This window comes from Pseudoalteromonas sp. PSi26 (assembly GCF_054960575.1).
The window spans coordinates 74,015-86,804 of sequence record NZ_JBHNYT010000007.1 but is presented as its reverse complement, the minus strand read 5'-3'; the positions used below and the strand labels follow the sequence as shown (position 1 = coordinate 86,804).

9 protein-coding genes and 1 pseudogene are annotated in these 12,790 nt (G+C 37.6%); 6 read left to right on the top strand and 4 right to left on the bottom strand.

Annotated features, from left to right (window positions below; genetic code table 11):
• Positions 1-207: 207 nt before the first annotated feature.
• Both ACFI34_RS09440 and ACFI34_RS09435 read left to right on the top strand, forming a co-directional pair.
• Positions 208-510, top strand: a complete 303-nt coding sequence (locus tag ACFI34_RS09440; RefSeq protein ID WP_462673299.1) for an H-NS family nucleoid-associated regulatory protein — start codon at positions 208-210, stop codon at positions 508-510.
• A 117-nt stretch (positions 511-627) separates the two neighbouring features.
• Positions 628-2,379: a DEAD/DEAH box helicase gene (locus tag ACFI34_RS09435; RefSeq protein ID WP_462673298.1), complete on the top strand. Its 1,752-nt coding sequence runs from the start codon at positions 628-630 to the stop codon at positions 2,377-2,379.
• 20 nt (positions 2,380-2,399) lie between these two features.
• Here ACFI34_RS09435 and ACFI34_RS09430 read toward each other — a convergent pair whose 3' ends face one another.
• Positions 2,400-2,735: a ribonuclease E inhibitor RraB gene (locus ACFI34_RS09430; RefSeq protein ID WP_008129315.1), complete on the bottom strand. Its 336-nt coding sequence runs from the start codon at positions 2,733-2,735 to the stop codon at positions 2,400-2,402.
• Between the two features lie 202 nt (positions 2,736-2,937).
• Between ACFI34_RS09430 and ACFI34_RS09425 the strand changes: the two genes are divergently transcribed.
• The 3 genes from ACFI34_RS09425 to ACFI34_RS09415 all read left to right on the top strand — a co-directional run bounded on the left by ACFI34_RS09425 (position 2,938) and on the right by ACFI34_RS09415 (position 9,430).
• Entirely contained in the window at positions 2,938-4,662 is a 1,725-nt protein-coding gene (locus ACFI34_RS09425; RefSeq protein ID WP_462673297.1) for an autotransporter assembly complex protein TamA, read from the top strand.
• Positions 4,662-8,351 (top strand): autotransporter assembly complex protein TamB, encoded by a 3,690-nt coding sequence (tamB, locus tag ACFI34_RS09420; protein ID WP_462673296.1) that lies wholly within the window; start codon positions 4,662-4,664, stop codon positions 8,349-8,351. The genes ACFI34_RS09425 and tamB overlap by 1 nt, the downstream gene beginning before the upstream one ends.
• A gap of 194 nt (positions 8,352-8,545) precedes the next feature.
• Positions 8,546-9,430 carry a peptidylprolyl isomerase gene (locus ACFI34_RS09415; RefSeq protein WP_462673295.1) on the top strand — a complete coding sequence of 295 codons (885 nt, stop codon included), beginning with the start codon at positions 8,546-8,548 and terminating at the stop codon, positions 9,428-9,430.
• A 59-nt stretch (positions 9,431-9,489) separates the two neighbouring features.
• Here ACFI34_RS09415 and queF read toward each other — a convergent pair whose 3' ends face one another.
• Positions 9,490-10,335: an NADPH-dependent 7-cyano-7-deazaguanine reductase QueF gene (gene queF, locus ACFI34_RS09410; RefSeq protein ID WP_462673294.1), complete on the bottom strand. Its 846-nt coding sequence runs from the start codon at positions 10,333-10,335 to the stop codon at positions 9,490-9,492.
• A 59-nt stretch (positions 10,336-10,394) separates the two neighbouring features.
• Between queF and syd the strand changes: the two genes are divergently transcribed.
• Positions 10,395-10,934, top strand: coding sequence for a SecY-interacting protein (syd, locus tag ACFI34_RS09405; protein ID WP_462673293.1), 540 nt, complete (start codon positions 10,395-10,397; stop codon positions 10,932-10,934).
• Positions 10,935-10,997: 63 nt separating this feature from the next.
• On the opposite strand, the pseudogene ACFI34_RS09400 reads toward syd, so the two are convergent.
• Positions 10,998-11,297: pseudogene (locus ACFI34_RS09400) on the bottom strand (DUF2310 family Zn-ribbon-containing protein); the annotation flags it as partial.
• A 212-nt stretch (positions 11,298-11,509) separates the two neighbouring features.
• Positions 11,510-12,382, bottom strand: coding sequence for a hypothetical protein (locus tag ACFI34_RS09395; protein WP_462673292.1), 873 nt, complete (start codon positions 12,380-12,382; stop codon positions 11,510-11,512).
• Positions 12,383-12,790: the final 408 nt, after the last annotated feature.

Below are 12,790 nucleotides of genomic sequence, written 5' to 3'. Positions count from 1 at the left end.
ACTATTTAAAACCCTGCGAATTTAAGCAGGGTTTTTTCATTTAAATGCGGTTTGTAGTTTCAGACTCCAAGGGTTCAAATTCTAAAGTTTACTTTATCAAGAGTGTGAACCATCATTGTTTAAATGATTTTTACATAGAGAGAATACAATTTATGCCTTATTATGTAATCGTTACAACTCAGATAATTTTAAATTAAAGAGACATAAATGAAAGAAGTTCGAGCTTTTATAAAGACTGCATCCTTAACTGAACTTGAAAAAGCACAACAATTAGTTACTGATGCAATTTCAAAATATACCCAACAGCAAAAAGCAAAACAGGAAGTTTTGGATCTTTTAAAAGAAAAAGGACTTACGTTAGAAGATTTACAAGACACATCCGCAGATAAGCGCACTAAAGTTAAAGCTAAATATCGCATTGAAGTTGATGGTGAAATCATTGAGTGGACTGGCCGTGGCCGACGGCCAAAAGCGTTTGAAGGTGTTGATTTACAAAAACACCTAGCTTAACAATATAAAAGAGAGGCGCAGCTTCTCTTTTTGTTTCCTACCAATAATTTTAATAAAGCTAAAAAACGTCATCCGTTATTAGATAAAGTATTCTTATTCAAATCCAATTGTTTTCCTATGAGCTATAAATTAAGACCTTATCAGCAAGAAGCAGTAGAGCGTACTGTTTTACACTTTAGAATAACAAACGATCCCGCAGTTATTGTTTTACCTACGGGGGCGGGTAAAAGTTTAGTCATCGCTGAGCTTGCTCGTATAGCTAAACAAAAAATATTGGTACTTGCTCATGTTAAAGAACTCGTAGAGCAAAATTCACAAAAATATAAAAGCTTTGGTTTAGAGGCGAGTATATTTTCAGCAGGTTTAAAAGAAAAATCTTTAACGCATCAAGTCACTTTTGCCAGTGTGCAATCACTTTCACGTAATTTAGATAAACTCAATGAGCATTATTCTTTACTTATCATTGATGAATGCCACAGGGTAAATGGTGATAAAAAAAGCCAATACGGCAAAGTTACAAGTGCATTACAAGCGTACAACCCGCATTTAAAAGTATTGGGCTTAACGGCTACGCCTTATCGTTTAGGCATGGGGTGGATATACCATCACCATTATCATGGTTTTGTTAAAGGGACGACAGAAAGCCCATTTAAACGTTGTATATTTGAATTGCCGCTTAGGTACATGATTAAAAATAACTACTTAACCCCACCAAATGAAGTTGATGCTGCCATTAACCACTACGATTTTTCGTCTTTAGAGACGAATGCGTTTGGTCAATACACTGCCGATGATATGAACGCGCTTTTAAAAAGTAACGAGCGAGCAACTCAGGCTATTCTTAAACAAGTGATTGCATATAGCGAGCAGCGCAAAGGTGTAATGGTTTTTGCGGCAACAGTTATGCATGCCCAAGAAATATTAAGCTACTTACCAACAGCCCAAAGCGCGCTAATTACAGGCGATACGCCTAATATCGAACGCGATAAAATCATTTCTGCGTTTAAAAGTAAAACGTTAAAGTATTTGGTTAATGTTTCTGTATTAACAACCGGCTTTGATGCGCCACATGTCGATTTTATTGCCATCTTGCGTCCTACAGAGTCTGTAAGCTTATACCAACAAATTGTAGGTCGGGGCTTACGATTATCAGAATCTAAAACCGATTGCTTAGTGATTGATTATGCCGGAAATGGTTATAATTTATTTCACCCTGAAGTAGGGGATAAAAAAGGCGACAGCGATAATGAACCTGTACAAGTGCTTTGCCCTGGTTGTGGGTTTGCTAATATATTTTGGGGTAAAACGGACTCTGCTGGCAAAGTTGTTGAGCATTTTGGTAGACGTTGCCAAGGCCTATTAGAAGATGATGAAGGTAGCAAAGAGCAGTGCGATTATCGTTTTAGATTTAAAGAGTGTGAGGAATGTGGTGCGCAAAACGATATTGCTGCTCGAAAATGCCACGATTGTGGCGCCATAATGGCTGATCCAGACGACAAGCTTCGTAATGCGTTAAATTTAAAAGATGCGCTAGTACTTCGCTGCAGCGGTGTAACAGTAACTCAGCTTAAAGATGAACTAATTAAAATTACGTATTTTGACGAAGACGGTGCAAGTTGTGACGAAGTTTATAATCTGGGTAATAAAGGCGGTCAGTTTATATTTAACAGGCAATTTGGTAAACGGCTAGGACATGGTCAAAAACCAACAGATTTTAAAACAGCAGAGCAGGTAGTTAAAGCGCAGTTTGACTTGGTGCCCCCTGACTTTGTGATTGCGCGCAAAAGTAAAAAGTATGGTTGGAAAGTAGCGGATAAGCTATTTGATTATAAAGGAAGTTTTAGAAAGGCAAATCAGTTAAGTCGTTAAACTTAACTGATTTTAAAACATTAGGCGGCGTCTTCGTCCATTAATCCCCAACCGTCACCGTAACCGTTATATCCATTGGCTATACTTTCTAGATACTGTTCAGCTTGGCCTAGTAATGTGTGCTCTGGTACCATTTGTACATGAGTAATTACTTCCCAAACGCCAGTGTCTTTACACTTTTCAACGTCGGCGGTTTGTACTAATGCATCAGAAACAATATCTTTAGCAAACTTATCAGCATCGGCTTGTTGCTCAAATAAAATGAAAAAGTCGATTTGCTGCATTTTACTTAAATCGACGCCTGCAGCGGCTATTTCGGCTAACAGCTGGCCGTTTTCGTCATCTGGAAATTGCATTAAAAACTCATCTAAAAATAATTTTGTGTTCGTTGGCACTATTGTAACTAAAATATTGTCTTAACGCGTACTAATTTTATCTTCTTCACATTTCATATTTAAATTGAGTTTGTCATTAAGTTAATGTGTTGCTCATTATGGCTATGTTAATATGCGCCACATTAGCTCGTTTTAAGTAGTATATAAGAGTAAGGATATTTGCTTGTTTATTAAGTTTTTACGTTGCATGTGCATTGCCATTGTTTTTATGGCTGCAAACTCCTATGCGGCAGAAAGAGTCATCGAAGACTACAAAATTAAAGGCATAAATGGTGATTTAGAAAAAAACGTAGCGCTATACCTAAAGCAGCTTAAAGGTGAAAAACCAACAAGAACCCTTCAACGTTATGCTAAAAGTCAGGTACAAAACAGCATAAAAGCACTGGGTTACTACAGCCCAACAGTTGAGGTTGAATTTGATAAAGACGATAGTGAACTCGTTGTAAAAATTGAGCGTGGTCCTGCAACACGGATAGACGCCATTAACATTACATTAAATGGTGAAGGGAAGAACGATAAACAATTACAAACCCTTATTAAAAATACCAAATTAAAACAGGGTGATGTGCTAAACCATGGTGACTATGAATCAGCGTATAAAAAAATAGAATCTATGCTTTTGGAGCTTGGCTATTTTGATGCTAAATGGCCTGCCCGCAAATTGGAAGTTTCAATTAAAAAAAATAGTGCCGTTGTCACGTTTGTGATTAACACCGGTGTGCGTTATCAATATGGCAGTATTGAAATTACCAGTGATACGCCAGCTGAAAAATATATTCGTTCTTTGTCACCATTTACTCAGGGACAACCTTATAAATCAACTTACATAGCCGACTATAACCTTGAGCTTTCGAGCACACCTTATTTTGCTAGTGTGCGTGTTTATGCCGATATTACAGCGCGCAAAAACGCCCAAGTTCCTATCAAAGTTGAGGTTGTACCTAAACCTGCAAATAGCTTTGAAATTGGGGGCGGTGTGTCTGAAAGTGAGCCTAGGTTTCGTTTTAAGTGGAGTAAACCTTGGATCACAGAGGATGGCCATTACCTCGATACAAATATGAATATAGCCGAAAAGCAACAAGATCTTTCAATGGCATACACAGTTCCTGTAGACGACCCTAATGATGATTTATGGCGTTTTTCTGTAGGTTATAAATTAGAAGACGAACTTGCAGATGATGTCTACAGTGAGATATTAACCGCACAATTACAACGGCAGTGGCTTACAGAAGAAAAATGGGTAAGAACAGCGTTTTTACGCAGAGATCAAGAGACGTATCGTCTTGGCGATGATCCAGAAGAGTCGACTGAAATGTTAATGCCCGGGATTAGTTATGCTCGCAAAAGTTTAAAAGGCGGAACGACTCCTTACTGGGGCGAGCAATGGCTTATATCAGCAGAGTTTGGCCTAGATGATGTGCTTTCCAGCACGAATTTATTGAGGGTTCAATTAAAGCATGCATGGCTTCGTACATACCTTAATAAGCATTTAGTTTTTCTTAAGGCAAACATTGGCGCAATGCTAGTTGATGACATAAATAATGTACCGTATTCACTGCGGTTTTATGCCGGCGGTGATCAAAGCGTTCGTGGTTTTGCTTATCAGTCAATTTCGCCAGAAAATGATGATGGTGAACTAATAGGGGGTAAATATTTGCTTGCTGGCACTATGGAGTACAACTATCAGTTTGCTCAAAATTGGCGTGCAGCATTATTTGTTGATGGTGGTACTGCTACGAATGATTTTTCAGATGAATTTGAAGTGGGTGCTGGTTTTGGTTTTCGATATTTAACGCCTGTGGGCCCTGTACGAATAGATCACGCTTGGGGCTTAACTAAAGATAGCAAAAGTACGCGTTTGAGTATTACCATAGGGCCAGAAATTTAATGACTATAATAAAAAAAATAACAGCCATTGTAAGTGCAATTTTAGTCTCGCTAATTGTTAGCGTATTTTGTTTATTATTTACGGCACCCGGTAATCAATTTATTGCCTACACGGCAAATAAAGTTGTTGATGGATTACACATAGAAATTAAAGGTGGCCGCTTTATTTATAACGATGCGTTTAATGTTCGTTTTAAAAATAATGGTTTAGATTTTAATGCTCAGCAATTAAAAATAGATTTATTTTGGTGGCAGTGTGATGGTATCTGTATTGATAATTTTAGCGCTAAATCTATAAAATTAACCTTGCCAGAAACAGTTGAGGCAGAAGATGAAACACCCTCTGAGTCACTTGAAAAAATTGCCTTACCCTTTAATGTTTCAATAAAAAATATAGCGGTTAATGAGTTTACATTAAATCACCCTAATGCAGATGTGAGCGTTAATAACTTTAAACTATCAGCTAAGGCTGAAGGTTCAAAACTCACAGTAAAAAGCTTAAATATTCCGAGTATACTTGTTGCTTTAAAAGAGCAAGAACAACCTGCCAAGGCGCAAACTGCTCAAAGCAACAAAGCTGCACTTACGCAATTACCAGCACTTCCTGATATTGAATTTACATCACCCATTGATTTGGCCATCGAAGCCTTTGATATCGCAAAGGTAACAATTGAACAGGGCGATGCGCAGCATAATATTGAAAACATTTCGCTGCTATTAAGTGTAGAAGATGCCGTTATTAATTTGCAGTCGCTCTCAGCTAGCTATGAGCAGTGGCAGCTTAATACCCAATTAGATGCAGAGCTTTTAGGTAACTTGCCTGTAAAAGGCTTAGTGACTTTAAAAAGTGACGAGCACCAAGCAAACTTAGAGTTAAATGGTGATTTAGCTGACTTAACTATAGATTTACAAACGAGTGGCCAATATCCTCTCACTTTAAAAGCGAATGCTAATTTAAAGCAAAAAAATTACCCATTTGAGCTAAGCGGTAACGTTAACCAATGGCTTATTGATGCGCAGAGTAACGAACTAAAAGTTAAAAATGTAAGCCTTAAAGCAACTGGTAATGCCGATGACTACCAACTCAATTTGCAGGCAAACAGCCAATTAGGTGCTTATCCGGCTGTTAATCTTAATACTCAGCTAACAGGCGGTTTAACTCAAGCTGCGCTTAAAACATTAAGTATTAAGGCTCACGAAAGTAGCGCGATTATAAAAGCTAATGTTGATTGGCAACAGGGCATTAAAGCGAGTTTTAACGGCTCGCTTTCAAACCTAAAATCGCAGTATTTTACGGATGCTGTAACCAGCGATATTTCAGGGCAATTTAAAGGTTCATTTAATGCTGCAGAAGGCTCGTGGCAACTACAAATGGATGATACTAAGCTAAGCGGATTATTAAACGAGGTACCCCTTGAGTTTGCGTCAAACTTTCAGCTTGATGATGCATTAAAAGCCAATATTGATAGCCTTTATTTAAGTAGCGGCACTAATAAATTAGTACTTAACGGCCAAGTTGACAATACATGGAAAGTCGACGGTAAAATAACACTTAAAAGTAATAAAGAGGCAAATATGCCTTTTATTGCTGATGGCAATGTTGATTTAAAAGTAAGAGGGCAGAGGTTAACGCCTTCTGTCAATTTAGCGTTAATGCTTGATAGCTTCATTTTTAATGAAATCAATATAAATAAACTGACGGTAAAAGGGCACTTAGATACAGCCGCTGATTGGCAAACTGACGTATCGTTAAGTGTTGGCTCGGCGCTTGTGGCTGATGAGCAAATTAATAGTGTAAAAGTTGATATTAGCGGCGATAAAACAGATCACCAACTTACAGCATCTGTAGATGCCGAGCAGGGCAGTGCAGAGCTTGAAGTAAATGGCAGAATTAATAACGCTACCTGGAATGGTGAGTTCAGTAATGTAACGCTAAACGACAAAAAGTTAAGCTTTAGCAACACTAAAAATATTGCTGTTATGTTTAACTCGCAAAACGGTAATTTTAATGTAAGTGCGCACTGCTGGGCTTCTCAGCAAAGCGAGCTTTGTATAGACACGCTAGCTCAAACTAAAGCGCTAGGTCAGTTAAATGCTAAGTTAAACAATTTAGCGCTTGAAGAGCTTAAACACTTTTTACCCGATAACATTCGCACCCGTGGTGATATAAAAGGTAATGTGGCGCTCAATTGGAATGCAGGCGCTCTTAAAACATTACGGGCAAGTTTAAATGCAAGTGACTTAACCACTGTTTTAACCTCAGAAGAAGATCGCTTTAAATTACCTATAGACACACTCAGTATTAGTGCTTTTTCAGACTCTCAAAAAGGGCAGCTTGAAGCAAATATAGAGTCAAGCGTGCTAGGTAAAATTAATACACACATTAATATTAATGACATACAAAATACGCAGGCGCTTAATGGCTCTATTAATATTGATAAAATATTACTTTCAGACTTACAGCCATTTCTTGAAACTATCGAGCAATTAAAAGGTGATATTAGCGGTAAGGTCGCACTTGCGGGTACGTTAAAAGACCCACTATTAAATGGTGAGCTTAACGTAAACGATATAAACCTTGAGGGTGAACAGCTTCCTATTGCGTTACAAAAATCAAATATAAACATATTATTTGATAAAACGACCGCCACAATAGAGGGCAATATAAACGACAATCAAGGTGGCAATGTAAAGCTAAACGGTGATGTTGATTGGCAAGGTGAACAACCTGAAGTAAATGTAAATGTGCAAGGCGAGCAGTTTTTTGTACGCGCACAACAAGGCGTTACTTTTAAAGTATCGCCAAATTTAAAAATAGGGTTAGCCAATAATGCACTTAAATTAGCGGGTGAAGTAGTTGTACCTTATGGTCGTATTACGATTGAAGAGCTTCCAGAAGGCGCTGTGCAGGTTAGTGATGATGAAATTATTGTTGATCAAAAAACTGAAACCAGCGAAAAGGTACCATTTGACTACGACATAGACTTAAATGTGATCGTTAAAAATGACGTTAAAGTAGAGTCGTTCGGATTAGAGTCTAAAGTGGCTGGTGATTTAGCGATTAAAATGAGTCAAGGTGTTCCAATTATTGCAACGGGTGAGCTCAATTTAATAAATGGCACTTATTTAGCATTTGGGCAAAATTTAATTATAAGAACAGGCCAGGTGGGCTTTAGTGGCTCCATCGAACACCCTTACTTGAATATTAAAGCAATCAGAAACCCAGCTAATACAGCAAATGGTGTTATAGCTGGTGTTACGCTTACGGGGAATGTTAAACAACCCACTCTTAAACTGTTCTCTGAGCCTGCAATGGATCAGGCCCATACCTTAGCATATTTACTCAATGGGCAACCGTTAGGAGAGGGGGAGGGAGCATCAAGCAACGCTATGCTTGCCCAGTTATTACTTTCTGAAGGGGTTAGTAGAAGTGAAGGGGTTGTGTCAAAGGTAGGTGAAACGTTTGGTCTTTCTGATGTTAGCTTAAGTTCGTCAGGAAGTGGTGATAGCACTAAGGTAGAAATTTCAGGCTATGTTGCGCCTAGCTTGCAAGTTAAATACAGCGTTGGGGTATTTGAGTCACTTAGTGAAGTGGCCATTCGTTACCAGTTGTTGTCGCAACTCTATATAGAGGTAACCAGTGGTTTATACCAAAATGTTGATGTGCTCTATAAATTTGATTGGGACTGAACTATAAGCTCTACAGCCTGATGAACTGTCAGGTTAAATTTGCAGCAGCCTGTTTGGTATTTGGGCAAGGAAGAGCCTATGTATTATGGTTATCACCTATAAATTGGCGATAACCTCGCATTAATGTCAAACAGACCCTAGGCAAGTTAGATTGCTTAAAGCTACTTTTAAATAATAAAAATAAAAGGTTGAATATGAAAACACGTTTTTCAATTTATGTAATGGCTCTTTTGCTGAGCGGCTGCGCTACAACGGCTAACATTAAATCCGTTATAAATATACAAACACCACCTAGTGCCAATGATGTAATAAAAAATGCAACTGCAGATGAGTGGCAAGTAGTTGACCCTCAAAATATTTTAAAAATAACCTTACCTACTGGTTCGGCTTACATAGCATTAAATCCACAACTAGCCCCAAAACACACGCAACATATTAAAACGTTGGCGCAAGAAGGCTTTTATAAAAACACCCGTGTCTATCGTTTTGTAGAAGGGTTTGTAGCACAAGGTGGCGACAGCTCGGGCAAAAAAGAAATAAAAACTGCAAATAAAACCGTACAGGCTGAATTTTATTTACCAACATCGCAACCACTAAAAATTACCGAGTTAAAAGGCGATGGATACGCGCCTGTTACGGGGTTTTTAAATGGTTTTGCTGTTGCGCAAAACCAAACACAGACTCAAACATGGCAGGTGCATTGCAATGGTGTATTTGCAATGGCACGTGGTAACGATATAAACAGCGCGAGTACTGAGTTTTTTGTCACTATTGGGCAAGGTCCTCGTTACCTTGATAAAAACATTACCGTGTTTGGAAGAGTGCTCGAGGGTATGGAGCACTTTAATCGTTTGCAGCGTTTACCCACTGAGGGACTGGCGTTTAATCCAATAACGAATATTGAAGTGTTGGCTGATGTTAAAAGCGATGCAACAGTATTCAAGGTAATGAAGACAAACTCAGCATCGTTCAAGCAACTGATAGATGCACGTAAAAGCCGAACGGAACCCTGGTTTGTCCAATCGTATAATTACGTTGATGTATGTGGTATGCCTATCCCAACAAAGCGTGTTATCTAAACATTAAAAAAGGAGCTGAGGCTCCTTTTTTAATGTTTATGTTTGAGTGTTTAACGTATTTACTGACGATTAATCTTAACGGCAAACGGTGTTTCGTTATAATGTGTAGAACGGTATGGGTTTATGTCTAATCCGCCCCGGCGTGTATAACGTGCATACACTTCAAGCTCTTTAATGTTGAGTTGCGTCGTTAAGTCACTATAAATGCGCTCTACACATTGCTCATGAAACTCGTTATGTGTTCTAAACGATATTAAATAACGTAGTAACGATTCACGACATATCTTCTCGCCTGTGTATCTTATAATAATGCTCGCCCAATCTGGCTGAGACGTTATTAAACAATTTGATTTTAGCAAATGGCTATTGAGCGTTTCGGTCACTATCTCATCGCTATGTGCTTTAAGTGAATAGGCATCAATATCATAGTTATCTATTTCAATATCTAAATCATCAATACATTCCCCAGGAAGCGCGGTACAGGGTAAACAGTTAAAATCGTCCGCTTTGTATAGGGTTACTTGTACCGGACTATTAACTGCGTCTGATAAATCATCGATTAAATGTTGCTTAACTGTGTTTATGCTCTCAAAACGAGTTTGATTAAAGCTGTTTAAATAAAGTTTAAACGATTTAGACTCAATAATGTGGCTGCTTTGGCATGCAAAAGTAAATAAGGCGACAGCCACTTGCGGTTTACCTTTGGCGTTTAACCACGAAAGTTCGTAACCTGTCCAAATATCTTGGCCTTTAAATGGCAGTTCGGCTTCATCAATATTTAAAGCATCACGATTTAGCTTGCGCGCAATTGGGAAAAGCAAGCTTGGCGTATAGTCGTCTACATATTCAGTAGATTGTCCTAATACACTGCCTTTAAGGTCTGGAGAGTTGCTGTAATCTGTCATGTTTGCTCTTAAATAGTTACAATGTGCGCATTATATCTAATTTAATTGAGTTTCACAGTATGTCTGTAGCATTGCTTTTAGAACAACTTCACCATCAATTTAGCGAAAATACCCTCAAAAACACTGCTAAGTACCCACTTATAGCACACGATGAACAATGGCCGAGTCCGTGTGAGCTAGGCGAGGTTGACGAGAAAGGAAATATTCAATGGCAAGGCGTACGTCAGCAGCCAGCAGGCTCATTAAACAATTTAGCTAAGGCATTAGAGCTTGAGTTTCCAACAGCGTTAAGCGAACTTTATGGGCACATGTACGGTGGTAGCGTATTGGCAATTATTGACGGACATCAAATTGAACTGTTGCAAGCATGGAATAGCGACGACTTTGATATGCTTCAACAAAATATTACTGGTCATGTTTTAATGAAACGAAAGCTAAAACAACCCGAAACTGTGTTTATTGGTTTAACAGATAAAGAAGATTTACTGGTTAGTGTGTTAATTCATACTGGAGAAGTTTGTCTTGAGCACGTTGGTAAAAAAACGCACCACGTACTTGCACCAAATATAGAGTCATTTTTAAAAGCGCTTGAAGTATAAAACGTCATTAATAAATCAGCTTAGCAATATCGCTGAGCTGATTTTAAAAAGTCGTTAGAGAGGCTATTGAAAATCCCACGACACATTAGAGACTAAACCACACGGTTCACACCTAAAATCAAACAGCCCAAACCAAGGCTCATCTAGTTTCCAATCGCCATTACAGCTTGGACATTTACGCTCAAGCTCAGAGGCTTTATCCACACCACCAACTCGATATAAGTAATAGTAAACCGGCTTTTTAGTTAAAAAACTAATGCGTTTGGTGATGTCTTTTCCGCGGCGATATAAATCACTTTTAGTGCTGGATATTTCCTCAAGGGCAGGAAACTCACAGCGTGTTGCACCATTAATTTGTATTTGAATCTCTTAATGTTGGATACTAGTTTCTCAATATAGCTTCAATATTAATTGCAAGCCTATAATTTTTTTAAAATAAAAAAGGCTAATTTTTTAGCTTTTGTTTGTATTTCGGTGTCAGTCTAAAAAAACTGAAGCTTAAGTTGCCTTTTAATTTCAGTCTAAAAAAAAGCAAACTACTATACCAAACAAGGATTAATATGCGGAGTGTTCGTTTAATAGTATTTCTCTATTTCGCTCTTCACTTCATCATATATATTGACTTCATTATTGATTATATAAAACACTTTACCGTGTGAGTTTCCATAATCAGTTTTCATCGAGTTAAAGTTATTCTTCCAAATACCCTCAGTTTCACCATAAACATTTGAGCAGTATGTTATTAATTGATCAAAATACACAGTGTTATCTGTTGATTTTAACTCTAAAAAACCTTTTATTAGTTGATAGTTCTTTTGCCAAGGCTTTTGAGACCATATCTTTATTCTGTTCAGTTTGTTAAAGCTTTTAGAGCGAGTTACAGTATGATTCTCGATGTCCGAACTCTCATTTCTTGGAGTGATACAAGCCTCACTATTATCTTTTTCAGAATGATCTATACAAAAAAGTATATTGAATAATTCTCTTACGGAATTAATAGATTGGAATAGTCCTTTATTGATTATTTTAATATTTGGTCGTTCATTCTTAATACCATCCTTATTGCCCTTTGTATGACGTGCAGTCTTTAAATTTTCAATACCAGGTAAAGGTTCACCTGCAACGTCACCATAAAATAAAAAATTCTTAAATTCTAAAGTGTTTTCGTCAAAAATAATCCAAATAACACAACCTGAAGGTTTATCGGCTAGTTTCATGTGTATGTTTTGCTTTGAAGTAGAAGATGTGATGAAGGAGGCTTTTAACTGAATATGTCTAATCACACCATAACACTCACCAATAACATCATACCCTGAGTTATCTACTTCTGGTTTTGCGATCTCAAGGCTACACTCGTGTTCAAGCCAAGACAGCTTAAGCAATTCGCTTATAAACAAATGTTCAATTAGCTTTTCTCTGTAAGATGAATGTTCGTTATGTTGGTTCATTTACTTATTCTTTAATGTTGTTGCTTACATTTAGTTATATCAATAGAGAAAATATGAGCTATGGATTTAGCTGTCCTATTTTTTGGTGTAGGGCAAACCGTTTTTGAGCTAGAGCCTTATAAAACTCATATTTATTAAATAGATTTACAATTTCCTCTATGAGAGTTCACGCTTTTAATAATTCAGTTTGAATGTATTAATTAAGAAATAGGGGACTAGAGCTATATCCCGAACTGTATCTTTATAATGTGTTCTTAGTATAGCTAAATCAGCCATGAAATCATTGAAAGAAAATAACTCTCCTTTTGGCGACCTTCGAACTGAACTTCCCAAGTTTTACTAGACCAGTTTTTAACTCAGAATAATATGCTTTTAAGTTTTTCATCTGGTGATTGAACGGATTTAGAT